The organism is Paenibacillus illinoisensis NBRC 15959 (assembly GCF_004000925.1).
GTDB lineage: Bacteria > Bacillota > Bacilli > Paenibacillales > Paenibacillaceae > Paenibacillus > Paenibacillus illinoisensis.
In genome coordinates this window covers 62,178-86,938 of sequence record NZ_BIME01000013.1, presented here as the reverse complement: position 1 = coordinate 86,938, position 24,761 = coordinate 62,178, and the positions used below count along the sequence as shown (strand labels likewise).

The following is a 24,761-nucleotide window of genomic DNA, read 5'->3' as shown; positions in this document are numbered from 1 at the left end:
TCTTATTCGGAAAATGAAAAAACCCGAAACCAGGATACACACTCCTGATTACGGGTCGTTATTACATGTTAATAATTAATTTTAGCGCTTTATTATTAAGGTAGCCTATATAGAAGGATCAATCAGGCCATTAGACGCCAGCATAAGCCATAAATCCTCCGTCAACGGGGATAACTGTGCCGGTGACGAATGCAGACTGCTTCTCATCCGCAAGCCACATGAGCGTGCCCAGCAGGTCTTCAGGCTTCCCAAACCGGCGCATTGGCGTATGTGCAATGATTTTGCTGGAACGTTCAGTAGGAGAGCCATCTGGATGAAGCAGCAAATTCCGGTTTTGTTCCGTAAGGAAAAATCCTGGTGCAATGGCATTAACCCGGATTCCCGATTCGGCAAGATGGACTGCCAGCCATTGCGTGAAATTGTTAATTGCAGCCTTGGCTGCACTGTACGCAGGCACTTTGGTCATCGGCGAAGGTGCACTCATCGACGAGATATTAATGACTGTTGCAGGCACATCACGATCAATCATTTGTCTTGCAAAGATCTGGGTAGGAATAAGGGAGCCCACAAAATTCAGATCCATGACCTGACGAAACCCATCCACACTGACGTCAAAGAACGTGGTGACATCAGGCTGCTCGAGATCTTCTAATCTGAAAATTTCATTCGTGGTATTGGCACTGGCGTGATTACCGCCTGCGCCATTGATCAGGATATCGCATGGACCCAGCTTTTCCTGTACCGTTGCCGCCGCGGCCTTCACACTGTCCACTTGGGTTACGTCACAAGCAACGGCAATGGCGGTTCCGCCAGCTGCTTCAATTGCTGCAACAACTTCTTCTCCTTTGGAAACCGTACGATTGAGAATGGCCACACGGGCCCCGTGACGAGCAAGTTCTTCGGCCATGGATCGGCAGAGGACGCCAGCACCACCTGTAATTACCGCTGTTTTGCCTTCCAGACGTGAAGATGTTTCAAATACATAGTCACTCATGCTTTTGTCCTCCTTTGTAGCGAATCCCAGACACCCCAGAGATACATGATACCCAAAGCACGATCGTATAGTCCATAACCAGGTCTGCATTGTTCGCCCCAAAGGTGACGCCCGTGATCGGGTCTTGCATAACCTTCAAATCCAATGTCGTGGTAAGCTTCAACTACACCTGCAATATCCACGTTCCCATCCTGGCTGCGATGTGAAGTCTCAATGAAGTCACCGTTATCATACACTTTAACATTACGAATATGGGCAAACGGAATCCGGTCACGGAATTCATGAATCATACCAATAATATCGTTATCCGGGTTAGCTCCAAGAGATCCGCTGCACAGGGTTACAGAGTTGTAAGGGCTATCATAAAGATTCAGATATCTACGCAGGTTATCCTGGCTGATAATGATCTTTGGTAAACCGAAAATAGGCCATGGCGGATCATCCGGGTGGATCGCCATTCGAATGCCAAGCCGCTCAGCCGTAGGAATGATCTCCTGTAGAAAATATCGGGCATGCTCCCACATATCTTCCTCGGTCACATCCTTATAAGCTTCGAACAGACCAGTCAGGTACTGCAATCGTTCCGGTTCCCAGCCTGGCATCGTTAAAGCGGAATTTTCCGTTATGCGCCGCACAAGTTCCAGTGGTTCAATATCTGAGAGCTTGCTGCTTTCATAGAAGAGGGCAGTAGATCCGTCTTCCATTTCCTTATGAAGATCCGTACGCAGCCAGTCGAAGATGGGCATAAAGTTGTAACAGATTACTTTTACGCCGACCTGAGCGAGTTTTTCCATCGTTTTTTTGTAATTGTCGATGTATTTGTCCCGAGTAGGCAGGCCCAGCTTGATATCTTCATGAATATTGACACTTTCTACTACATCCAAATGCAATCCTGCACGATCGGCTGCCGCTTTGACAGCCAGAATTTTGTCCATGGGCCATTCTTCGCCTGCCGGAACATCATGCAGTGCCCACACAATGCCCTCCACTCCCGGAATCTGCCGAATATGATCCAGCGTTACCGTATCATTGCCTTCGCCAAACCAGCGAAAAACCATTTTCATCACGTTCACCTCATCAAGTGTAATTAGAAAAAGCCAGTCATGTCATTGTTGAAAATAGGAAGGATATGTATCCTGAAGGATGGCCAGATCTGTGACGGTCAGGTGAAGATGTTCCTGCATAATTCGTTCTGCCGTCTGGGCATCATGCTGCTGAATGGCCTCCACCATGGACCGGTGCTGCTCGATCAGATGATTCCACTGATGATCCGAAGACAAACGAAGCATCCGGCTTCGATTGAGGTGTACATTCATCTGCTGAATCACGGTCCATGTTTTGCTTTTGTTGCATCCTGCAAAAAGGGTGCTATGGAATTCCTCATCCAGTTGAAACATTCGTTCATCGTCCGGTTGCAGCAAACACGCTTGCTGCTGAGCAAGGTTTTGCTCCAATAAAATCATCTCCTGATCCGGAAAATGCTCGCATGCAAGCCGGATCACGGCCCGTTCCAGCTGCTCACGCATGAAGCGTGCTTCTTCAACGAGGTCTACCTGTATAAGAGAAACATATGTACCGCGCTGCGGATACACTTCAAGCAAACCTTCCTGTGCAAGTCTTACAAAACTCTCTCGAACAGGAGTACGGCTTACCTGAAACTCCAGCGATATTTCCTTCTCGGAGATAGCCGTACCGGGAGGCAATTTTAAACTTAGAATCAATTGCTTCAATGTAGCATAGACGATATCCCGGGTTGAGGAGGCTTGCTTATTCTTGGACGAAAGACCGTTTATGGAAGACGACAAACCGGCTTTGGACGAAAACTTTGGGATATATTCCACAACTTCAACTCCTTCAATGACATACTACCATACTTGTATGGTAGTATGGAAGCGCTTTTATTACATTTCAAATGGAATAATGAATGAATAATTGAGTTTTATCTGAAGTAGATGTAAAATAGAGGTCGATAGGTTTAAACTCTTAAACCAATGCATATGAATGTATACAATGATTGAGCAGATTGAGGTGAACATATGGGTCAACAAGCGATAAGTATTTTCCAGTCCTGCATTCCATTATTCCAGGTGCTAAGCGATAACCACCGTCAAAATATTTTGTTAATCCTAACCGAGCGAGGTCAGATGACCGTAAACGAGATTACAGAGAAATCCAGTCTGTCGAGACCAGCCATCTCTCACCATCTCAAGTTACTGCTTGAGAAAGGGCTTATATCCGTGGAACAGAAGGGTACCCAGCGGTATTATTCCGCTTCCCTGAAGCCATCCGTTGAACTGTTGAAAGAACTGGTTGCTGCGTTGGAGAAAGAGTGTCTGTAGACAACTAATGAATCACAACGATGAAGCCCAAAGTCTTCCGTTCAATACGTTGGTTTGTTTAAACGTTTCATCAATATAAGTAGAGGAGATATACGATATGAGCACCTTGCAGGAATTAGATCGTCATGCGGTTAAGCTGATTTTAGAGCAGCAGCACCAGTTTTTCCGTTCCGGGGCCACACGTTCAGCGGAGACTAGAATTGAGCGTTTAACCCAGCTGAAGCAGGCTATTCAGAACTATGAGTCCAAACTCACCGAAGCGCTGCATCAGGACTTGGGTAAAAGTGAGTTTGAATCCTACACGACCGAAATCGGTTTTATGATGGACAGCATCAAACACACGATACGAAAAATAAAAAATTGGGTCAAACCCGTTAAAGTAAAAACGCAGATGGCTCTGATCGGCTCCAAAAGTTACATTATCCCTGAGCCATATGGATCCGTGCTCATTATCGGACCTTTCAACTATCCGTTTCAGCTCCTGATGGAACCTCTGGTTGGTGCGATTGCCGCTGGGAACACCGCGGTGCTCAAAGCCTCGGAAAACACACCTGCCGTTTCGGCCGTTATTCGTGAAATAATCGCCTCGGTATTCGAGCCGGGTTATGTGCAAGTCGTAGAAGGAGCCAAGGACACAACGACAGCACTGATTAATGCTCCGTTTGACTACATTTTTTTTACGGGCAGTGTGCCGGTTGGTAAAATCGTCATGGAGGCCGCTGCCAAAAACCTCGTTCCTGTTACCCTGGAGCTTGGTGGGAAAAGTCCTGTCATTGTCGACGAGAAAGCAGATATTAAAGTTGCTGCTGAACGCATTATATGGGGTAAACTGCTCAATACGGGACAGACCTGTATCGCTCCGGATTATTTGCTTGTGCATGAACGAGTGAAGGAGCAGCTGATCTCGGAGATGAAAGCAGCTGTGGAGTCCTTCTTCGGTACAGACATTCAGCATAATCCCGATTATGGGCGCATCGTCAATCAGGCTCATTACAGAAGATTAACGAAGCTTATTGAACGGGACCAGGACAAAGTGATCTATGGCGGTCACTCTGATGAAGCGGATCGCTACATTGCACCGACACTGATTGACGCTGAATCCTGGGACGCAGCCACCATGGAAGATGAGATCTTCGGACCGATATTGCCTATAATCAGTTACCGCAGCATTGATGAAGCCATTGAGGCGATCTTGAAGCGTCCGAAGCCGCTGGCACTTTATTTGTTCACATCAGACATACAGCTTCAGGATAAAGTGCTCAGCGAGGTTTCTTTTGGAGGAGGCTGTATTAATGATACGATCACTCACGTAGCGAATCCACGGCTACCATTTGGCGGTGTAGGACATTCCGGTATGGGCTCTTATCATGGGCGGTACAGCCTCGAAACCTTCTCACATATGAAAAGCGTGCTCAAAAAGAGCACCAAACTGAATTTGTCCATTTTGTACCCGCCGTACGATGGCAAGCTGAAGACAATCAAGCGTTTGTTGAAATAGCTTGTTGCAATAAGTACTGCTGCATCAGCAGAGGGAGTTCATGTTCATCTATTTTGCTCTACATTCTGACAGACTCACTGTAGAGCAGGCTGTTCCTGTCGGAATCGAGACGGTGACATGCCTGACCAACGCTTGAATTGACGGCTAAAGTGAGCGATATCCTTGTAACCGAGCATTGCAGCGATACTTTGAACGGACAGTTTCGGATTACCAAGCAGAACCTTCGCTTCATGTAAAACCATCTCGGAGAGCGCCACGCGCGGAGACTGACCAAATACCTGCTTGAACACACGGTTACAATGAGAGGAGCTAATCCCCAGTTCAGCAGCAATGTCATCAATTCCATAGTGGCTGTCGGTTTCATTGCCTTGCTTAAATTGCTGGTTTACCAGCCCTTGCAGTCGATTCCGGATCTGATGAGCAAGCTCAATCCGTTCATATCCTTCGGAGAACAGATGCGCTGCCTCCTGAGAGACGGCTTCCCACAAGTGCCCGAATAATTCGAATACTGCGGATTGCAGCTGCATGCGCTGAACCATTGTATTCGGTGTCGATTCTTCATTTGCAGAATTCATTAATTTGCTCAGAACCGGCTCAATTTTTAATGTAACCGGATTGTCTGCATGGAAGAGGGTCTGCTTGATTCGGGCAAGCAGGGATAGGAACAACTGATCATCGATATCAAAGTGCATGCAGAAATAGGTAAATCCCTGACCGTCCTGGCTCTGGCTGGAATGAACGCTTCCTGGAGGAATGAGGAGCAGTTCGCCAGCCTTTTGTGTGTACATTTGTCCGTTCACCGACATGAGCTGTACACCTTCTGTTACATAGTTCAGCTCATACTGCGGGTGTTCATGTGCCGGATAATGCCAGTCCGCACCAACACTCCGCAGATGAATGGCAAAGAGATTGACGGTGGTCTGTACATCCGGGTAGAAGACCTCATGTACACTTTCACCCAGAGCGGGAGGCAAATAAGTAGAAGACATCGGAGACCTCCTTTATAATAGAAACTATTAATATGGGCAGTCAGCCTTATATGGCTGGCTTGTTCAAATTTAATTGTAATCGCTTTAATCCATTATAAACGCTCAGCTTGATTTGGGTAAATATCCGATTGATTTGTCCATGGTCTAGGGCGGAATGAGCATGTTAGGATGAGGCTATGAAAACGTATGCAAACCATATTGAGAGGGGTCATCGTTCATGAGCACATCCAAATCAATCTTTTATAACGCCCACCACTCACCGATCGGAGCTTTTGCAAGTTTTACACTTGGATACAAAGGTGCCAAGGGTGGACTCGGCCTGGAGCTGGGAAAACCTGCAGACCAAAATATATATATAGGATTACAATCTCGCGATGGCGAACATTATGAGGCACTGCCCTTTTTTGCAGCGACCGAGGATGAGAGTGTTCGCTACGATGTAGAGAAACTGGACAATGCAGAAAGCGGAATAGAAGAGGGAGCCGAACCAGAGGCGCAGTCCCAGTCACATACTTCAACCCGATCGAAGCGTCCGTTCATTGCAGCATTTCGTGATGAAGAAATTACACGTGAATTCAAGTCCGGTACAGACACCTGGACAGCGGGAGATCTGACTTTCCGGATCTATTCGCCAGTTCGCCCTGTACCTGAACCGAAGCATGGTGATATTGAACAATTAAAAGATGCCTTGGTTCCAGCGGTTCTCGTGGAGATGACGATTGATAACACGCAAGGACAGCAGTCACGAAGAGCATATTTCGGATACCAGGGTAATGATCCGTATTCGGCAATGCGCATGATCGGCGGACCCGAGGGCGGAAAGCTCACAGGTGTCGGACAGGGAAGGCTTACAGCGATTATGTCTGCAGATGATGGACTGTACCCTGCACTTGGGTTCACGCTGGATAAGATCCTGCAGGAAAAACATGTGGAGAATCTGGCTTTTGGATTAGGTCGCACAGCCGCATTGCTAATGGAAGTCCCTGCTGGAGAGAAACGTACATATCACTTCGCAGTTTGTTTTTACCGCGGTGGCATCGTCACTTCCGGTTTGGATACGACGTACTGGTATACCCGATATTTCGCGGATATCCAGGAAGCTGGCCAGTATGCCCTCGACCGTTTCGACGCATTGACATCATCTTGCGTGGAAGCAGAACAGCGTCTGGGTACCAGCTCACTGACGGATGATCAGGCATTTATGCTCGCTCATTCCATTCATAGTTATTATGCAAGCACGCAGCTGCTGGACGCAGATGGAGAACCGTTCTGGATCGTCAATGAAGGCGAGTATCGGATGATGAACACCCTTGATCTGACAGCAGATCAGTTATATTTTGAACTTGCCCTGAACCCTTGGACCGTACGCAACGAGCTCGAGTGGTTTGTGAAACGTTACAGCTATACCGATCAGGTTCACTTCCCCGGGGAAGATCAATTGTACCCAGGTGGCTTGACCTTCACCCATGATATTGGTGTGGCGAATGTGTTCTCCCGTCCAGGACATTCTGCCTATGAGTTAGTGGGAATAGATGATTGCTTTTCCCAGATGAGTCATGAAGAGCTTGTGAACTGGCTGTGCTGTGCAACCGTCTACATTGAACAAACCAAGGATCATGAATTTGTGAAGCAGATGCTACCTGTAATTCAGGATTGCTTCGAAAGCATGCTGAACCGGGATCACCCGGATGAAGATCAGCGTAACGGTCTCATGGGACTGGATAGCAGCCGCACGAAGGGCGGAGCAGAAATTACGACTTATGACAGCCTTGATGTGTCACTCGGTCAATCCCGCAACAATATTTATCTGGCAGGGAAATGCTGGGCTGTATATGTGGCCCTTGAAAAGCTGTTTGCCGCAGAGAAACTCTCGGATTTATCCCTTCAGGCCGGACGTCAGGCTGATCGCTGTGCCGCGAGTGTTGCAGCCCAGTTGACGGAAGGAGGCTACATCCCGGCTGTTATTGCAGAGAATAACGATTCCCGTATCATCCCGGCTATAGAGGGGTTGGTATTCCCTTACTTTACAGGCTGTGAAGGTGCACTGGATGAACACGGCCGGTTTGGTTCTTACCTGCAGGCACTCCGAACCCATTTGAAGACCGTTCTAGTACCAGGTACTTGTCTATTCGAAGATGGGGGATGGAAGCTGTCCTCGACAAGTAATAACTCGTGGTTAAGCAAAATCTATCTGTCCCAGTTTATCACTAGAGAAATACTGGGCATGGAATGGGATGAATCAGGGCAGGCATCCGATGCCGCGCATGTGAACTGGCTGCTGCATCCCGAAGAGTCTTACTGGTGCTGGAGTGACCAGATCCTGTCGGGCGTTGCCGTAGGCAGCAAATATTACCCGCGCGGAGTAACATCCATCCTTTGGCTGCTGGAAGGCAAAGGTACTCGTTTGGAACAGATCTATGCTAGCAAGGAGGCGTTACGATGAATCGTTCAATCGTTCAACAAAACTTAGCTGGCCCGCAGTATGATGCGTGGCTTGGATATCTCTCTGGTGAATACAGTCGTAAGGGTACTACAAGTCAGACTGTTCCTGCTTGGGTGAAACGTATAAATACAATAGAGAAGCATGAGGTCATTGCTACAGCTCTGGAGGAGCTTACACTAGGATTGGAGAGATTGTTCGGTGATAAACCAATAACAGTCTTATCCGGTACCGACCTTACGGATAAACAGGCTTCCCATGATCCTGGTATCTGGATTGGTACGTGGGCAGGCAATTCACTTCTTGCAGAGGCGTTCAGCGAGAGTGAACGTGCCGCTGTTCAAGGTGAAGGCTTCGTCATCCGTGAAGACGAGGAACTAGCCAGACTCTTCATTGGTGCTGAGACACCTCAAGGTGTACTGTATGGTACATTCCATTTGCTCAGAGAGCTGGTACTGGCACAGGGGAGTTCAAGTGAGGCGGATACATCCCCGAATAAATGGAGTCATGTGATTGAGCAGCCGCGGAATGCGCTGCGGATGATTAATCAATGGGATAACGTGGATGGAAGCATTGAACGCGGATATGCCGGTAAATCCATCTTTTATGAAAATGGAGAATTCACGCAAGATATCGTACGCATTCGGGATTATGCACGATTGCTCGCTTCGACTGGCATCAATGCCATCTCCATCAACAATGTCAACGTGCATCAGCGCGAAACATTGTTTCTGACAGAACGCTTTCTGAGTGATGTAGCTCGTGTGGCCTCTGCATTCAGAGTGTACGGCATCCGACTTTACTTAAGCGCCAACTACGCAAGCCCAATGGAGATCGGCGGATTGCTTACCGCAGATCCCCTGGATGAGCAAGTACGAGAATGGTGGAAGATTCAGACTGCCAAAGTGTATGCGGCCATCCCTGACTTTGGTGGTTACCTGATCAAAGCGGATTCCGAAAATCGACCAGGTCCATTTACGTACAATCGGGATCACGCAGACGGGGCGAACATGCTAGCTGAAGCACTTCGTCCATTTGGTGGATTGGTTATTTGGCGCTGTTTCGTCTACAACTGCAAGCAGGACTGGCGTGATCGCTCCACAGACCGTGCGCGTGCTGCTTATGACCACTTTAAGCCTTTGGATGGCCGGTTTGCAGATAACGTCATTTTGCAGATCAAAAATGGTCCGATGGATTTTCAGGTCAGGGAAGCTGTATCTCCGCTGTTCGGAGCGATGGATAAGACCAATCAGGTACTCGAATTTCAGATCACACAGGAATATACAGGTCAGCAGCGGCATTTGTGTTATCTGATTCCACAGTGGAAAGAAGTATTGGATTTCGACACCTATGCGAAGGGACAAGGATCGGAAGTTAAACGTATTGCGGATGGTTCCCTGTACAACAGACCTCATAGCGGTTTTGCCGCTGTTTCGAATATTGGTGCAGATGCATCCTGGACAGGACATCCACTTGCTCAGGCCAATTTGTACGGTTATGGTAGACTCGCCTGGAATCCCGAACTGTCTTCGGAAGAGATTGCTGACGAATGGGTTAGACTCACGTTTGGGCACGACGAAGAGGTTGTTCGTCTGATCTCTGGCATGCTTCTGGACTCTCTGGACATCTATGAAAATTATACGGCACCGCTCGGAGTAGGCTGGATGGTTAATCCGGATCATCATTATGGCCCCAATGTGGACGGTTATGAATATTCCAAGTGGGGAACGTATCACTTCGCAGATTGTAAGGGCATTGGAGTAGATCGGACCGTACAGAGCGGTACAGGTTATACATCGCAGTATCATACTGAAAATGCGGAACGATATGAAAATGTCACGACCTGTCCGGATGAGCTGCTGTTATTCTTCCACCATGTTCCTTATACGCATGTGCTGCATTCTGGCAAGGCCGTCATTCAGCACATTTATGATACACACTTCAAGGGTGCGGAACAGGCGCAGGCTTTAGCGGAAACCTGGAGAAAGCTCGAAGGTAAAGTGGACCCGGAAATTTTCGAAACCGTAGCTTTGCGTCAGGACAATCAGGCCGAGCATGCCAAGGAATGGCGGGACATGATTAATACGTACTTCTATCGCAAGAGTGGTATTGAGGATGAGCAGGGACGAACTATTTATTAATAGAGAACTCTGCTACACACACCTTGTTTTATTGAATGAAAGAGCAGCATTGACAACCAAGAGGAGGCGAAAACCCAATGGGACAGCATCAATTACCCCAGACTATGAAAGCAGCTGTAATGACTGAACCAGGACGTATCATCATCGAAGAACAGGCTGTACCGAAGCCTGCCGAGGACGAAGTTCTGATTCAGGTCATGGCAGTGGGCGTGTGCGGGTCGGATGTGCATTATTTTGAACACGGAAGAATCGGCAGATTTGTAGTGGAAAAGCCCATTATTCTGGGGCATGAATGTGCAGGTATTGTAGCTGCTGTGGGCTCGAACGTATCGCGCTTGAAAGCGGGTGACCGGGTTGCCATCGAACCAGGCGTTACTTGTGGACGCTGCGTGGCATGTAAGGAAGGACGCTATAATCTGTGTCCAGATGTACAATTCCTTGCTACGCCGCCTGTGGATGGTGCATTTGTACAATACATGACCATTCGTGAGGATATGGTTTTTCCAATCCCGGATCATCTGTCCTTTGAGGAAGCTGCCATGAACGAGCCTTTTTCGGTAGGTATTCACGCTGCGCGTCGAAGTAAACTTGCTCCAGGAACCACGCTGGCGATCATGGGCATGGGACCTGTAGGACTGATGGCTGTCGCTGCTGCAAAATCTTTTGGAGTCGACAAAATTATCGTTACGGACCTGGAGGAAGTTCGACTTGAAGCTGCTCGGCGTATGGGAGCCACGCATACGATCAATGTGAGAAACGAGGATGCACAGACGGTCATTCGAGAGTTAACGAATGGAATCGGTGTGGATACGGCTTGGGAAACTGCAGGGAATCCCAAAGCGCTCCAATCTGCATTGTATTCACTGCGGCGGGGAGGCAAACTTGCCATTGTGGGCCTGCCGGCACAGGATGAGATTGCACTGAATGTTCCTTTTATCGCCGATAATGAGGTTGATATATATGGAATATTCCGCTATGCCAACACCTATCCAGCGGGAATTGAGTTCCTGAGCTCCGGTCAGCACGATGTATTGTCCTTGATCACTGATCGTTATTCATTGGAAGAAACTCAACAAGCGATGGAACGGGCGCTTCACAATAAGAGCGGCAGTCTGAAAGTGATGGTCTATCCCAACGGCATGTAATTCTCTACTCAGGAAGTCCCGATTCAGGGACTTCTTTTTTTCATTTTTACTAAATAAATGATTATACAAGCTCCCATAACATGGTATAATTCATGAAGATTTTAATATATAAATGGATACAAACCACTCTGGTTGGTAAGCTACTTAGCGAAAGGAACTGAAGGTTGTGAGAACACATGAATTTACGATTCACTCTGATTTTCACCGGGATGATCTGATGTCTATATCTTCTCAAGCGTCACGTTTTGCCTCGGATATTTCATTGTCGTTTGTTGAGTCTGAGCATGAGCATCGTGTAGATGTCAAAAGCCTGCTTGGTATGGCGCTTCTTCCGATTCGTCATGGGAGTATAGTCAGATTGCAGACGCGAGGAAGAGATGAATTGGAGGCTCTGGAGTACATGCTGGATGTACTGGAGAAGGGAATAACTTAGAACGAGATCAGGTGCAGATTGTGGCGAATAGGTAAATATTTATCGTTTCTTCAAATCCTGCTGGTACTTTGTCCAAAAAAAGAGTATAATAAAATTTAGTTCTATTCAAGGAAGTACCCATTTAAAGGAGTGTAAATAGATTATGCCAAAAGCTGATATCCATCCAAAGACACAAACGGTTATTTTTTACGATGCAAGTGCTGATTACAAATTCCTGAGCTCTTCGACTAAATTCTCGAACGAGACAATGGAATGGGAAGATGGTAACACTTACCCTGTAATCCGTGTGGACACTAGCTCCGCATCCCACCCTTTCTTCACTGGTAAACAAAGAAACGTGGACATCGGTGGTCGTGTTGACAAGTTCAACCGTAAATACAACCTCAAAAACTAGTTTGTCCATAGATGACAAGATCAACCTCGGGAATTCGTTTCCGGGGTTTTTCTATGTCTTAAACATCATATTTGCAGCTCTACCAAGGCTCCAAACGCTGACAAATTTGATTAAGGATTGCGCTTACATATCATTCAGAGGTAAACTAGGACATGAGTGAAATCATATTGGAGGAGGAAATAGAGATGAGTAGTATTACACATATGGTTACGTTTACACTTTACGCTGGCAAGGATACAGCAGAGGCAGAAGCTTTTCTGAAGGAAAGTGCGGATGCACTTGCAGTCATTCCGGGCGTGGAGAACTTTCAGGTACTGCGTCAGGTAAGCGCCAAAAATGAGTTTGACTACAGTTTCTCAATGGTTTTCGCCGATCAAGCAGCTTATGATGCTTACAATGAGCACCCGGTTCACCGCAAATACGTGGAGGAACGTTGGGAGAAGGAAGTTAGTCGTTTTCAGGAAATTGATCTGATTAATCACGGAATATGATATAAGCCTTTAATTACTAGGTCAGGGAATGACACGTTTCGAAACCGTTTTAGTTCATCATGCTGCATTTGCAGTGTTTTCATTCATTGATATAGAACCAGAGAGGTGCTGTCGCCATGCAATTGGATCTTACAGGCAAGACCGCGCTGGTCACTGGCTCCACTGGACAACTCGGGAGAGTCATCGCCCGTACGCTGGCTCGTTGTGGTGCCAATCTTGCGCTGCATTACATAAACAATGAAACGAAAGCTCTCGAACTTAAGCAAGAGATTGAGGCTGGTGGTAGACAGGCAGTTATCGTGCAGGGAGATATCACGAAACAGGAAACGGCTACGCAAATGCGGGATCAGATTCAGGCTGGTCTTGGCGTCGCTGGAGTTGACATTGTGGTGGCTAATGCAGTTATTCAATATGAATGGACCACGGTGCTCGAACAATCTCCCGAAGACTACATCAGCCAGTTCGAATCTTGTGTGCTGCAAAGTGTGTATCTCGCCAAGGCATTCATTCCGTACATGAAGGAAGCTAGAGGTGGTCGTTTTATCGGCATTAACACGGAATGTGCCATGCAGAACTTTGAGACACAATCGGCATATACCGCTGGGAAACGTGGGATGGATGGACTGTATCGGGTTCTTGCCAAGGAAGTGGGAGAGTATCAAATTACCGTCAACCAAGTCGCTCCAGGCTGGACGATAAGCGATCGTGATCGTAACAGCGAGCCTGGACATGATGAGGGTTACACGCGTACAGTTCCTTTGAAACGCAGGGGTGAAGATCAGGAGATTGCCAATGCGGTAGCCTTTTTGGCATCGGATCTGTCCTCTTTTATTACAGGTGCCTATATCCCGGTCAATGGCGGCAACGTGATGCCAGCTATTTAATTTGAAGATGTGTTAAAGATGTGTTAATTGAAACACTTATATATTTATATCTTGTTTGAAAAGAATGATTGAAACACCCCTATCTAGCTCCGTGTAGACGGAATGGCATAGGGGTGTTTTGTTTTATATATCCAAAAATACATATGATTTTGATTCGGTTTTCGAAAGATTGGGGTATTAGAATAGGTATATTAACCGGGTGGAAACATAACTCAAAATAAGCGATTAAAGGAGACCAGCTATGAAAAAAACAATCGCAGATGTACTGGTAGAAGCATTATTAAATGCAGGAATTAAACGAATATATGGCATCGTGGGTGATTCTCTGAATGCCGTACTGGATTCCATCCGGCGGTCGGGTAAAATCGAATGGATTCATGTTCGTCATGAAGAGGTAGCTGCATTTGCCGCTGGAGCTGATTCGCAGGTCAGTGGAAGTATCGCAGTCTGTGCTGGCAGCAGCGGGCCAGGAAACATGCATCTGATTAACGGCTTGTACGATTGTCACCGAAACCGTGTGCCTGTACTTGCTCTTGCTGCTCATATTCCTAGTGATGAGATCGGAAGCGATTATTTTCAATCGACTCACCCGGAATATCTCTTCCAGGAATGCAGTCATTATTGCGAGGTCATTACGACTGCCAAGCAAATGCCTCGATCGGTTACGATGGCGCTACAAACTGCGGTCTCGCGTTCAGGCGTATCCGTCATTGTTCTTCCAGGCGACGTGGCAGGTCTTGAGGCAGCGAATCTGCCTGTCCCCGAGCATGTTTACCATGTGACACAGCCTGTTGTTCACCCTTCTGAGCAGGAATTGCGGAAATTGGCCGATTACCTGAATCAGGACAAAAAAATCACATTGCTCTGTGGTGCCGGATGTGCTGGTGCGCGGGAATCTCTCATGCAGCTGTGTGATCGTCTGAAATCCCCAATGGTTATCGCTTTGCGTGGTAAGGAGTATCTGGAGTACGACAATCCCTATTCAGTCGGCTTGACCGGCTTGATCGGATACTCATCCGGTTATCATGCCATGATGGACTGTGATGTTTTGTTAATGCTTGGAACAGATTTCCCCTATCGTCAATTCTATCCGGAGGATGCAATCGTGCTTCAGGTCGATATACAGTCATCCCATCTTGGTCGGCGTACGAAGCTGGACTATGGGTTGTGCGGAGATGTCAAATCGACCATTGAGGCTTTGATGCCTTTACTGACGCACGAGCATCATGACAAACATCTGCGTAAAAGTGTGGACCACTATCTGAAGGTACGTAAGGAGCTGGATGAACTTGCTGTCGGTAAACCTGGAAAGAAACCGATTCATCCGCAGTATCTAACCAAAGTAATCAGCGATGCTGCTGGGGAGAATGCCATTTTCACCTGTGATGTAGGTACACCTACGGTATGGGCTGCACGCTACCTGGAGATGAGCAGTAACCGAAGATTACTGGGTTCATTCAATCACGGTACCATGGCAAATGCACTTCCACAGGCGATAGGTGCACAGGTAGCGAATCCGGGAAGACAAGTGATCTCACTGTCCGGAGATGGCGGGCTTGCGATGTTAATGGGGGACCTGCTGACGCTCAAACAGCATAATCTTCCGGTCAAAGTGGTCGTGTTCAACAACGGTGCGCTGAGCTTTGTGGAGCTGGAGATGAAAGCGGCAGGATTCCTAGAATCTGGTACCGAACTCGTGAATCCCAATTTCGCCATGGTTGCACAAGCGATGGGCATGGAAGGTATTCGTGTGGAAGACCCCGCAGAACTGGAGGGAGCGGTGGAACGTGCACTTCAACATGATGGGCCTGTCCTGATCGATGCTGTTGTGAATCGTCAGGAGCTGTCTTTACCTCCTAAGATTAATATAAAACAGGCAGAAGGGTTCACGTTGTGGATGATGAAGGCGGTGCTCAACGGGCGTGGCGATGAATTGATCGAGCTTGCCAAAACCAACTTGCTCAGATAATGTGCGTGTAATGCGTAATCTACTTGCTCTATAGTACATCTCACATGAATGGAGAGCGAAAATTCACCGAATGGTGAATCCTCTCCTTCCCGAGATGGCAAGGTTGTGATCCAAATCATGGTATGTACTCATATGATATGGTTTGTTTTTATGTCGTAAGTCCATTAAAATAGATAAAGTCAGGCAGGATTTATGTCAGATTTAACCTACATATGTCGCAAATTGTTGAATTACATTTTATCGCAATGAGCCGATCCGATGACAAGATGACTAACACAACTGGAGGAGATCAGAATGAGTCACACAGGTAAAGTAGCCATTATTACCGGAGCAGGAAGTGGATTGGGTCAAGCAGCTGCACTGAAGCTGGCAGAAAAGGGCGCATCCATTGTGGTTGTTGATCTCGTCGAGGAGACTGGTCTAGCAACAGTGAAGCAGATTGAGAAGCTTGGTGCCAAAGCCATTTTCGTACAGGCCGATGTTAGCAAGGCGAGTGACGTTGAGAATTATGTCAAAAAAACCGTTGAAGAGTTCGGACGAATCGATATGTTCTTCAACAACGCAGGGATCGCAGGGCCTGGTATTAAGCTCATCGAACACACAATTGAGCAGTTCGACCAGATTATCGATATTAACCTTAGAAGCGTATTTTATGGACTGAAATATGTCATCACTGAAATGCTGAAAACGGGTGGCGGTGCCATTCTGAACACGGCTTCAACGGCAGGTATTGTCGGTGTTCCGGCAGTTGCTCCTTACGCGGCTACCAAGCACGGCGTAGTTGGTCTGACTCGTACAGCTGCCATTGAGTACGGCAAAGACAATATTCGTGTCAATGCGATTGCACCAGGAACAATCGAGACGCCAATGGTCATTCAATTCGGCAAGGACAACCCGGAAGTATTCAAAGCAACCGTGGACAGCATTCCATCCGGACGTCTTGGTAAGCCGGAAGAGATCGCGAATCTCGTTGCCTTCCTGCTTGGTGATGAAGCTCCATATATCAATGGTGCTGTGTATCCGATTGACGGCGCAGTAACTGCACAATAATATCGCATAAAGAGAAAGAGGCCAGTCGTACACAGGGCCTCTTTTTTTGTCTTTGCTCTCCAATTTTATATTTGTCACCACGTTGCGGATGCTATGTTAGCAGCATCGGCTTCAAGAGTTAACAAGCAAGCAGATCAGGATGAAGTACGATCTAATGCGTCTACATAATCTTTGGCTTCTTTAAGAGAAAGGTTTCTGGCTTCACGAAGCTTTTTGATGGCCTTGATCTTATTGCCTTGTTGAATCATTAGGGTCAATTCCTGATCCAGCTCTGACAACTCCGTTGGATGTTCGGACGAAGATGACTGGGTGGATGATGAAACAGGATAATCCACTGAGGAACGTGACGTTCGTTGCGTTATGCCAGCACCATTCTCAATGCGTTCCACATCCCGTTTAAGTTCATTCAGTTGGCTTTGCAGACTAATTACTCTGGTGAGTAGTATTACAATTAGAAGTAATACAACAATTAAAAAAATGGTGTTGATTTCCATGATGTAGAGTGCCTCTCTTTCATTACGTGTGAATCATTTTATTATTTAAGTTGAACCGGGAGTTCCTTCAGTCCCCGAACAATCATGCCGGGTCTCCACTCCAGTTCAGTAACATCCGTCTGAAGCTGTATCTTAGGATAACGGGCTAGCAATGTACTGATGGCGATTTCGCCTTCCAGACGTGCCAGAGGCGCTCCAAGACAGAGATGAATGCCTTTACCAAAAGCGAGATGCTGGCTTTTCTCCCTTGTTATGTCGAAGATATCGGCATCCTTGAATTTTTCAGTATCCCGATTGGCAGAATCAAGCGCCACAATCACAAGCTCACCTTTGGCAATGTTCTGTCCACGGAATTCAACATCCTCCAGCGCCCATCGTGACGTACTGAATTCAACAGGGCCATTGTACCGCAGCATCTCTTCAACTGCATTATGGATAAGCTCCGGCTTCTGAATCAGCAGATCACGCTGCTCAGGGTGTTCAAGAAGGGCCAATACACCATTGCCAATCAAATTAACCGTGGTTTCATGGCCAGCAATAATAAGCAGGGAGATAACACCAAGTAATTCATTTTCAGTGAGTTGTTGTCCGGATTCCTCTGCGATCACAAGCTGGCTTATCAGGTCTTTACCTGGATTCTCGCGCACTTTGGCAAACCAGTCGGTCAGGTACTCGGTAAACTCTTTCGCATGCTGTTCAAACATCTCCGCGTGATCCGAACTCGACGCATCAATGATAGAATTGGACCATACGCGGAACTTGTCCTGATCCTCAACAGGTACACCCAGAATCTCACTAATGACAATAATCGGAAGTGGAAAGGCATACTCATCAATCAAATTCATTTTATCTCTGGAGCCTACTTTGTTCAGCAGATCATCGGCGATGTCCTGAATGTGGCTTCTCATATCCGCAACCAATTTGGGCGTGAACGCTTTCTGTACAAGTCCTCTCAGGCGGCGGTGATCCGGCGGGTCGGAAAATAGCATGTTATTCACAAAAACCGTTTGATTTTCGGGTCCATATCGTTTGGCTACATCCTTACTGAAGCGTTGATCCTTGAGTACTTCGACCGCATCCTCATACCGGGTTATAATCCATCCGAACTCGCCATGAGGAAACATGACCTTGAAAACAGGGTCTGTCTCTCTCAACTTTTCGTACACGGGGTAGGGGTTTTGAGTGAATTCCTTGGTAAAGAATGCCGTTTGTGACGTTTCATTCGTATTCAATTCAATTCTCTCCTCTCATCCAAGAGCTCAAATATGAAGTCCTTTGCTAAAAGGATCATATGTATGCTTCTGCGGCTTGATACCTAAAGCCTGCACCCTCTATATATTCAATATGAAGAGCGTAGAAACCTTGTTTTCATTGAAATCGGTTTTCCTGAAGAGGAGCCGAGAAGAAGACATATCCATGGAGAGGAAGATTTTATTGGAAGGAGAAGGAAAATTCAGACTGAAGAGAGAAGCAGTAGTGAATCAATACTAGTGAAAATTTCTAAGTAAGGAGCAATCTATCATGAATGAAACACGGCTTCCTCTGAACCGTCACCGGATTCCAGCAAGTCCGCTTGTATTAGGTTGTATGCGATTTGGAGGCGAGTGGGACGGACTTCCCATCACCGATGATCTAGTACACGAAGGTCACCAGGCCGTTGAGGCAGCTCTTGAGATCGGCATTAATCATTATGATCTGGCTGATATCTATACACGTGGCAAAGCAGAGAATGTATTTGGACGAATTCTGTCAGAGAAAAAGGGATTGCGAGATCAAATCATCATTCAATCCAAATGCGGCATACGTCTTGCTCTGGAAGACGAGGGTCCGCAGCGCTACGATACATCCGGTGCACATATTCAAGCGAGTGTTGACGGTATTTTATCTCGGCTTGGCGTGGAGTACCTTGACATTCTGTTACTTCATCGTCCTGACCCTCTCGCACACCCTCAGGAGATTGGTGAAGCACTGGCGAAACTCCATCAATCCGGAAAAGTCAGACATTTTGGTGTATCCAACATGGGTTCGGAACAGATTCGTCTGCTGCAGCTCAATAGTTCGGTGCCTCTTATCGTGAACCAGCTCGAGATGAGTTTGGACAAAATCGGATTTGTGGAAGCGGGGGTTACCGTGAACCGTCCACAAGCCAAGGAGCAAGTCTTCCCTTATGGTACGATGGAGTATTGTCAGGCCGAGAATATCCAGCTGCAGGCTTGGGGGCCACTTGCGCAAGGTAGATTTACGGGCAGGGTAGTCGAAGGTCAGAGACCCGAGATAGAACATACCGTCCAGGTCGTGAATAAGATTGCCAGGGAACGGGGCGTAACGGCTGAATCCATTGTACTCGCTTGGTTAATGAAACATCCCGCGGGCATTCAACCTGTGATTGGTTCAATTCGGCCGGAACGTATCCGAGCCTGCCGTGATGCTACCCGGATTGAACTAACACGACATGAATGGTATGAGCTATATTCAGCGTCCTGTGGAAGAAGAATGTAGGCAGGAGACATATGGATTGCCTATTAGCGGAACATTTTTTCTTAAACGAGAACGTAACACAGGCCGGCGGTCTGTGTTTTTTTATTTGTCTATTTATTGATAGATTCAATACGGGTATTAGTCGTCTAATGAATACATAAATGCGCTATATTCCATGTCCATAGACTTAGTTCAGAGTTCTGATAAGAGGGACGTTTCAACCATTTTTCCCGGTTTCTAAGGTGGTTCAAGAACCACTGTGATAAAATAAGAGGAATAAGAACATACGATCTGTTTTGTGGAAGGAGATTAAGGATAACGATGGAAATACTTAAGCCGCCGGCTGAAACATTATATGAAACTGAATTACGCGCACTTCGGGAGGAAGACAAGGGAAAACGGCCCCCCAACTGGCTATTATCTCCAGCATATGTCCGAGATTTTATTATTGGCAGGGACAAACCCGCCATGTTGGATGGAGAAGAAATTCCGATTACTCGTAAATTTTATGGGAATGACGTCTTAATTGAACGTGCGGTGGTAACGCTGGCGGGCAATCGCGGCTTAATGCTGGTGGGAGAACCGGGAACAGCGAAGACGATGCTCAGTGAGCTGCTGACAGCTGCGATCTCGGGAACCAGTCTGAACACCATTCAAGGTACGGCAGGCACAACGGAGGACATGATCAAGTATTCTTGGAACTATGCGATGCTGCTTGATAAAGGTCCATCGGAAGAGGCTCTTGTTCCAGCCCCGTTATACAGCGGCATGAAGAAAGGCATCATCACCCGTTTCGAAGAGATTACACGTTGTCCCGCTGAAGCACAGGATAGTCTGATCAGTATTCTAAGCGACAAAGTCATGAGTATTCCTGAGCTCGATGGTGGCGTGCTGTTTGCCAAGCCGGGGTTTAACGTTATTGCTACAGCGAATATTCGTGATAAGGGTGTTAACGAGATGAGTGGTGCGCTGAAACGCCGTTTCAACTTCGAAACGATCAAGCCGATCAGCAGTGTGAAGATGGAAGCGAAAATTATTGAATCCCAGGCACGAAGCCTTTTATTACATAGCGATATTGATATTGAAATTAATCCGGATGTGGTCGAGCTTCTTGCCACGACATTCATGGAGCTGCGTACAGGCATGAGCCGCGAGGGATACAAGCTGGACACGCCCCAAGCTTCGATGAGTACTGCAGAAGCCGTTTCCGTATACGTACAGAGTGCAATGACTTCATATTATTACGAGGATAAGGGAATTGCATTGGATCGCCTGGTTCAGAACATGCTTGGAACCATTGCCAAGGAAAATGACAAGGATCTGTCCGTTCTCAAAGCCTACTTCTCCAAGGTTGTTAAGGAGCGCTCCAAAGAAGAGGGAATTTGGAAGGACTATTACGAGGAGAAAAAATGGATCGGGTAGCGCCACAAGTGGAGCCGGATGTTACCCAGTTACAACCCCTCTTTGAGTCTCAGGTGTATAACCTGAATAATGGTACGGTTTATTTTCCTATAAGGCACCATAGCCCGGTTTGCTCTTATCATTTGTTGCAATTGATTGAGGAATACAAGCCGGACAGTATTCTGATCGAAGGACCCGAGAGCGGGAATCCATTTCTCTCCGTGTTGGCTGATGAAGCAACGATCCCTCCAGTCAGTTTGTATTATACCTATGAGAGCGAGGATGACCGCGCGGCGTGTTATTATCCGATGCTGCGTTATTCCCCAGAATATGTAGCGTTACGGGAGGCATCGAGGCTTGGCATTCCTGCACAGTTCATTGATCTCGATTACTATCATTTCGCCAACAAGGAGAAAGCGGAACAGCATGAAATATCTGTTCAGGATGAAACGCTGCTGGCCAGTTCGGATTTTATCAACCGTTTGTGTCAAAAAATGAACTGCCGCAGCTTCGACGAGCTATGGGAGAAAGTGTTTGAGATCGGTGGCTTGGAGAAATCCACACAGGAATTTGTAAAGGATGTGTTCACTTATTGTACGTTATCTCGTATGTGTTACACAGCTGATCGGTTACACCGTTCCGGTGACCTTGCGAGAGAAGAACACATGCGAAGCTGCATACGTGAGGCTTCCTTGAAATATGATCGCGTGCTCGTCATTACAGGTGGATTCCATACGTACGGGCTACTGGGCTTGGAAACAGACTTGGCTTCGCAGAAGTCTTCAGAGAAGCCTGGGAAGAAGAATATAAGCTCTGAAACCAGGAATTCGGTGCATCAGCAGATGTATCCCATGGTGTACACCTTTGCAGAAGCGGACCGTCTGAATGGTTACGCGAGTGGAATGCCATATGTGAATTACTACGACATGATATGGAGCGAGCTGCTCCGCAAGAAAAGTACCGCATACAACGTAACGGCAGTAAATCTGCTGTCCAAGCTTACACGTGCACTCCGTAAGGGCCATGAGCACGTATCGACCAGTGACGCGATTGAGGCATACAGCATGGTTCAGGGGCTTGCAGCGCTTCGGGATAAAAAAGAAGGCGGAGTCTATGAACTGATGGACGCGGCAACATCTTCCTTTGTCAAAGGTGAGCTTACACTGGCTACAGAAAAACCGCTGCAAGAGCTCCAGCTTCTTCTGACCGGAGATGCCATAGGAAGTGTGGCCCCCAATTCATTCAACATTCCGATTGTTGAGGATTTCAAAGCCCGCTGTGCGGTATCGAAGCTGCAGATTCGTACGACTGGTCAGCACAAGAAGGTCCTTGATCTATATGCCAAACCAGGGCATCGGCAGCTTAGTCAATTGTTCCAATGCATTACCTATCTGGTTCCCGAATTCGCGAAACGTCAATCCGGACCAGACTGGATTGCCCAGCGAGATATGAATTTGGTCAGGGAAACCTGGGTCTATACCTATTCATCAAGGATTGAAGCAAGATTAATCGAAAATTCACTCTATGGTGGTACCATTCAGGAAGCGGCAACCCGAAAAATGGCAGAACACATGCAGGATATTCCGGATCATCATAGCGGTGAGCTTGCTAGATCCATGCTCCAGGCTCTGCTTATGGGTTTACAGGATACAGCAGCGCAATTGTATGATCAGGTCCGCTTAGCACTGAGGAAAGATGGAAATTTCCTATCCCTATGCGGGAGTCTGCACATTCTGGACCGAATTCACCAGCACCGAAGATTACTTGGATTGTCGGATGACAGCCATCTTCCCGAGCTGGTTGCCGAAGCCTACAATAACGCAGTGGACAAATTGCTTCAGCTCGCGAGAACGAATCCTGATGAGCATCAGCCTGTTATACAGGGGCTGAAGCTGCTCGCGATGCTGGCGGAATCTTCCGAAGAACGTTACCGCGATGAAACCTTCAGAGCTCATCTGAATGAGCTGCTGGCAGATCACAACCTTCCGGCTCAACTCGAAGGTGTATGCCTGGCCATTTCCTCGGGACTTGGTGATCGGTCAAGGGAAGAGATCGTTGATCGTGCTCGGGGATACATTCGCGGAACGCCGGATCAAATGCGGCAGACAGCGCTGTATTTACAGGGCGTGTTTTCCGTGGCACGAGACGCATTTTTATATGAAGATCAGCTGTTATCCGAGCTGAATTACATGATAGAGCAGCTGGATCATGATGAATTTATGTTGATGATCCCGGAACTAAGGCTTGCATTCACCTACTTTACACCTATGGAGACAACACTGATTGCGGATCGGGTTGCGAAGCTGCATCAGGTTCAACCTGAAGAGATGGCGATACCGGGGATCGACGAACACACACTGATTCAGGTGAAATCCTGGGATGAAGCCATCCGGAAGGAGTTTGAGACATGGAAGCTGATCTGAACAGAGGGGAGAGAACTCCTGATCCCCTGAAGTCCCTTCCTGATTCCAATCAGGCTGAAACGCTGAACCGATGGCGATTGATCTTGGGAGAATCTGCTGAAGAAGGGTTATCGAATACGGATGCATACGACGCGGAGCATTTCAAGTATACCGAAATCGATGAAATTCTGGGTTACCTCTACAATCGGGAATATGGCGAAGAACAGGGATACCGAAAAGAAGGAGGACGAGGCACCTCTAATCTTACGGTTCCAAACTGGTTGCATAAGGTCAGGGAATTATTCCCCAAGCCAACCGTGGAGCTGCTGGAGAAACAGGCACTGGATCGTTATGGTCTAACGGAGCTGTTAACTGACAAAAAACTGCTTGAGTCTCTCGAACCCAACATGAACCTGCTGAAAAACATCATGCAATTCAAAGGACGAATGAAAGGGGACGTCCTGCGGAGTGCGAAGGAGATCGTACGGACTGTAGTTGAGGACCTTCAGCGTAAACTGGAGTCCCAGACCAGAGCCAGCATCATGGGAAAACGCAGCCGTTACACACCAAGTTCCGTAAAGTCCCTGCGTAATCTTAATTTCAAACGAACCATTACCAAGAATCTGAAAAATGTTGATCGAACTAACCGCAGGTTGGTGATTGATCGTCTTTATTTCGACGGTAATATCCAGCCGCATAATAAATGGAACGTCATCATTGCTGTTGACGAGAGCGGCAGCATGATGGACTCGGTCATTTACAGCTCAGTAATGGCTAGTATCTTCTATCGGTTGAATGCGCTGCGCACCCACTTGTTTATATTTGATACCCAGGTTGTTGATCTAAGTGACAGGTTGGATGATCCGGTTGACGTGCTCATGAGTGTACAGCTCGGCGGAGGCACTCATATTACCAAGGCTCTGCGTTATGGTGAGACCTTGATTGATAATCCTGGCAAAACGATCTACATCCTTGTAAGTGATCTGGAAGAGGGATATCCGATCCAACAAATGTATAAAGCGTGTAAGGATATTATAGATGCCGGTTGTAAACTGCTTGTGCTCACTGCACTCGATTTTAATGGGGATACCGTCTATAACAAACATGCCGCACAAACCTTAACCAATATGGGAGCGCATGTCGCCGCAATTACCCCTAACGAGCTCGCAGACTGGATCGGCGAGATTATCACGTAATGAGTTAATAACAAGGTTTTTCA

At 47.2% G+C, this 24,761-nt stretch carries 21 protein-coding genes; 15 read left to right on the top strand and 6 right to left on the bottom strand.

The window, feature by feature from the left end; genetic code table 11:
• Positions 1–130: 130 nt before the first annotated feature.
• The 3 genes from PIL01S_RS24970 to PIL01S_RS24960 are packed head-to-tail and all read right to left on the bottom strand — an operon-like array spanning position 131 to position 2,787.
• Complete coding sequence (locus PIL01S_RS24970; RefSeq protein ID WP_127540088.1) at positions 131–994, bottom strand: SDR family oxidoreductase; 864 nt, start codon at positions 992–994, stop codon at positions 131–133.
• A complete protein-coding gene (gene uxuA, locus PIL01S_RS24965; protein WP_127540086.1) occupies positions 991–2,058 on the bottom strand; it encodes a mannonate dehydratase in 1,068 nt (355 codons plus the stop codon). Before uxuA ends, PIL01S_RS24970 begins: the two co-directional genes overlap by 4 nt.
• 42 nt (positions 2,059–2,100) lie before the next feature.
• Positions 2,101–2,787 (bottom strand): GntR family transcriptional regulator, encoded by a 687-nt coding sequence (locus PIL01S_RS24960; RefSeq protein WP_246058559.1) that lies wholly within the window; start codon positions 2,785–2,787, stop codon positions 2,101–2,103.
• Between the two features lie 243 nt (positions 2,788–3,030).
• Here PIL01S_RS24960 and PIL01S_RS24955 point away from each other — a divergent pair, with 243 nt between their 5' ends.
• Both PIL01S_RS24955 and PIL01S_RS24950 read left to right on the top strand, forming a co-directional pair.
• Positions 3,031–3,333, top strand: coding sequence for an ArsR/SmtB family transcription factor (locus tag PIL01S_RS24955; RefSeq protein WP_127540082.1), 303 nt, complete (start codon positions 3,031–3,033; stop codon positions 3,331–3,333).
• A gap of 97 nt (positions 3,334–3,430) precedes the next feature.
• The gene (locus PIL01S_RS24950; protein ID WP_127540080.1) at positions 3,431–4,831 is read left to right on the top strand and encodes an aldehyde dehydrogenase; all 1,401 of its coding nucleotides are present in this window, start codon (positions 3,431–3,433) and stop codon (positions 4,829–4,831) included.
• 74 nt (positions 4,832–4,905) lie between these two features.
• On the opposite strand, the gene PIL01S_RS24945 is transcribed toward PIL01S_RS24950, so the two are convergent.
• On the bottom strand, positions 4,906–5,820 hold the full coding sequence (locus PIL01S_RS24945) for an AraC family transcriptional regulator (protein WP_127540078.1): 915 nt from the start codon (positions 5,818–5,820) through the stop codon (positions 4,906–4,908).
• Between the two features lie 217 nt (positions 5,821–6,037).
• On the opposite strand from PIL01S_RS24945, the gene PIL01S_RS24940 reads away from it, so the two are divergent.
• The 9 genes from PIL01S_RS24940 to PIL01S_RS24900 all read left to right on the top strand — a co-directional run bounded on the left by PIL01S_RS24940 (position 6,038) and on the right by PIL01S_RS24900 (position 16,767).
• Positions 6,038–8,263 (top strand): glycoside hydrolase family 52 protein, encoded by a 2,226-nt coding sequence (locus PIL01S_RS24940; RefSeq protein WP_127540076.1) that lies wholly within the window; start codon positions 6,038–6,040, stop codon positions 8,261–8,263.
• Positions 8,260–10,401 carry an alpha-glucuronidase family glycosyl hydrolase gene (locus tag PIL01S_RS24935; protein ID WP_127540074.1) on the top strand — a complete coding sequence of 714 codons (2,142 nt, stop codon included), beginning with the start codon at positions 8,260–8,262 and terminating at the stop codon, positions 10,399–10,401. The genes PIL01S_RS24940 and PIL01S_RS24935 overlap by 4 nt, the downstream gene beginning before the upstream one ends.
• A gap of 77 nt (positions 10,402–10,478) precedes the next feature.
• Positions 10,479–11,546, top strand: coding sequence for an NAD(P)-dependent alcohol dehydrogenase (locus tag PIL01S_RS24930; RefSeq protein WP_127540072.1), 1,068 nt, complete (start codon positions 10,479–10,481; stop codon positions 11,544–11,546).
• Positions 11,547–11,712: 166 nt separating this feature from the next.
• Positions 11,713–11,979: an HPr family phosphocarrier protein gene (locus PIL01S_RS24925; protein ID WP_236146554.1), complete on the top strand. Its 267-nt coding sequence runs from the start codon at positions 11,713–11,715 to the stop codon at positions 11,977–11,979.
• A 142-nt stretch (positions 11,980–12,121) separates the two neighbouring features.
• A complete protein-coding gene (locus tag PIL01S_RS24920) occupies positions 12,122–12,373 on the top strand; it encodes a type B 50S ribosomal protein L31 (RefSeq protein ID WP_095357971.1) in 252 nt (83 codons plus the stop codon).
• A 185-nt stretch (positions 12,374–12,558) separates the two neighbouring features.
• Positions 12,559–12,864, top strand: coding sequence for a Dabb family protein (locus PIL01S_RS24915; RefSeq protein WP_174818728.1), 306 nt, complete (start codon positions 12,559–12,561; stop codon positions 12,862–12,864).
• A gap of 116 nt (positions 12,865–12,980) precedes the next feature.
• Positions 12,981–13,748: an SDR family NAD(P)-dependent oxidoreductase gene (locus PIL01S_RS24910; protein ID WP_127540070.1), complete on the top strand. Its 768-nt coding sequence runs from the start codon at positions 12,981–12,983 to the stop codon at positions 13,746–13,748.
• Between the two features lie 241 nt (positions 13,749–13,989).
• Positions 13,990–15,717 carry a ubiquinone-dependent pyruvate dehydrogenase gene (gene poxB / locus PIL01S_RS24905; RefSeq protein ID WP_127540068.1) on the top strand — a complete coding sequence of 576 codons (1,728 nt, stop codon included), beginning with the start codon at positions 13,990–13,992 and terminating at the stop codon, positions 15,715–15,717.
• Between the two features lie 294 nt (positions 15,718–16,011).
• Entirely contained in the window at positions 16,012–16,767 is a 756-nt protein-coding gene (locus PIL01S_RS24900) for an SDR family NAD(P)-dependent oxidoreductase (protein ID WP_127540066.1), read from the top strand.
• Between the two features lie 134 nt (positions 16,768–16,901).
• On the opposite strand, the gene PIL01S_RS24895 is transcribed toward PIL01S_RS24900, so the two are convergent.
• On the bottom strand, positions 16,902–17,261 hold the full coding sequence (locus PIL01S_RS24895) for a ribosomal protein L7/L12 (RefSeq protein ID WP_127540064.1): 360 nt from the start codon (positions 17,259–17,261) through the stop codon (positions 16,902–16,904).
• Between the two features lie 41 nt (positions 17,262–17,302).
• Complete coding sequence (locus PIL01S_RS24890) at positions 17,303–18,493, bottom strand: cytochrome P450 family protein (RefSeq protein WP_127540062.1); 1,191 nt, start codon at positions 18,491–18,493, stop codon at positions 17,303–17,305.
• Between the two features lie 289 nt (positions 18,494–18,782).
• Here PIL01S_RS24890 and PIL01S_RS24885 point away from each other — a divergent pair, with 289 nt between their 5' ends.
• The 4 genes from PIL01S_RS24885 to PIL01S_RS24870 all read left to right on the top strand — a co-directional run bounded on the left by PIL01S_RS24885 (position 18,783) and on the right by PIL01S_RS24870 (position 24,738).
• Positions 18,783–19,760 carry an aldo/keto reductase gene (locus tag PIL01S_RS24885; RefSeq protein WP_127540060.1) on the top strand — a complete coding sequence of 326 codons (978 nt, stop codon included), beginning with the start codon at positions 18,783–18,785 and terminating at the stop codon, positions 19,758–19,760.
• A 300-nt stretch (positions 19,761–20,060) separates the two neighbouring features.
• A complete protein-coding gene (locus PIL01S_RS24880; RefSeq protein ID WP_127540058.1) occupies positions 20,061–21,161 on the top strand; it encodes an ATP-binding protein in 1,101 nt (366 codons plus the stop codon).
• Positions 21,149–23,563, top strand: coding sequence for a DUF5682 family protein (locus PIL01S_RS24875; RefSeq protein ID WP_127540056.1), 2,415 nt, complete (start codon positions 21,149–21,151; stop codon positions 23,561–23,563). Before PIL01S_RS24880 ends, PIL01S_RS24875 begins: the two co-directional genes overlap by 13 nt.
• Positions 23,548–24,738 (top strand): VWA domain-containing protein, encoded by a 1,191-nt coding sequence (locus PIL01S_RS24870; protein WP_127540054.1) that lies wholly within the window; start codon positions 23,548–23,550, stop codon positions 24,736–24,738. The genes PIL01S_RS24875 and PIL01S_RS24870 overlap by 16 nt, the downstream gene beginning before the upstream one ends.
• The last annotated feature ends 23 nt before the right edge of the window (positions 24,739–24,761 follow it).

Bases quoted from the DNA above. Each gene is read 5' to 3' on its own strand.
- poxB (WP_127540068.1), top strand. From the start codon at position 13,990: ATGAAAAAAACAATCGCAGATGTACTGGTAGAAGCATTATTAAATGCA.
- uxuA (WP_127540086.1), bottom strand. From the start codon at position 2,058: ATGAAAATGGTTTTTCGCTGGTTTGGCGAAGGCAATGATACGGTAACG.
- PIL01S_RS24950 (WP_127540080.1), top strand. From the start codon at position 3,431: ATGAGCACCTTGCAGGAATTAGATCGTCATGCGGTTAAGCTGATTTTA.
- PIL01S_RS24895 (WP_127540064.1), bottom strand. From the start codon at position 17,261: ATGGAAATCAACACCATTTTTTTAATTGTTGTATTACTTCTAATTGTA.
- PIL01S_RS24870 (WP_127540054.1), top strand. From the start codon at position 23,548: ATGGAAGCTGATCTGAACAGAGGGGAGAGAACTCCTGATCCCCTGAAG.
- PIL01S_RS24880 (WP_127540058.1), top strand. From the start codon at position 20,061: ATGGAAATACTTAAGCCGCCGGCTGAAACATTATATGAAACTGAATTA.
- PIL01S_RS24935 (WP_127540074.1), top strand. From the start codon at position 8,260: ATGAATCGTTCAATCGTTCAACAAAACTTAGCTGGCCCGCAGTATGAT.
- PIL01S_RS24940 (WP_127540076.1), top strand. From the start codon at position 6,038: ATGAGCACATCCAAATCAATCTTTTATAACGCCCACCACTCACCGATC.
- PIL01S_RS24885 (WP_127540060.1), top strand. From the start codon at position 18,783: ATGAATGAAACACGGCTTCCTCTGAACCGTCACCGGATTCCAGCAAGT.
- PIL01S_RS24930 (WP_127540072.1), top strand. From the start codon at position 10,479: ATGGGACAGCATCAATTACCCCAGACTATGAAAGCAGCTGTAATGACT.
- PIL01S_RS24910 (WP_127540070.1), top strand. From the start codon at position 12,981: ATGCAATTGGATCTTACAGGCAAGACCGCGCTGGTCACTGGCTCCACT.
- PIL01S_RS24900 (WP_127540066.1), top strand. From the start codon at position 16,012: ATGAGTCACACAGGTAAAGTAGCCATTATTACCGGAGCAGGAAGTGGA.
- PIL01S_RS24920 (WP_095357971.1), top strand. From the start codon at position 12,122: ATGCCAAAAGCTGATATCCATCCAAAGACACAAACGGTTATTTTTTAC.
- PIL01S_RS24915 (WP_174818728.1), top strand. From the start codon at position 12,559: ATGAGTAGTATTACACATATGGTTACGTTTACACTTTACGCTGGCAAG.
- PIL01S_RS24945 (WP_127540078.1), bottom strand. From the start codon at position 5,820: ATGTCTTCTACTTATTTGCCTCCCGCTCTGGGTGAAAGTGTACATGAG.
- PIL01S_RS24875 (WP_127540056.1), top strand. From the start codon at position 21,149: ATGGATCGGGTAGCGCCACAAGTGGAGCCGGATGTTACCCAGTTACAA.
- PIL01S_RS24955 (WP_127540082.1), top strand. From the start codon at position 3,031: ATGGGTCAACAAGCGATAAGTATTTTCCAGTCCTGCATTCCATTATTC.
- PIL01S_RS24970 (WP_127540088.1), bottom strand. From the start codon at position 994: ATGAGTGACTATGTATTTGAAACATCTTCACGTCTGGAAGGCAAAACA.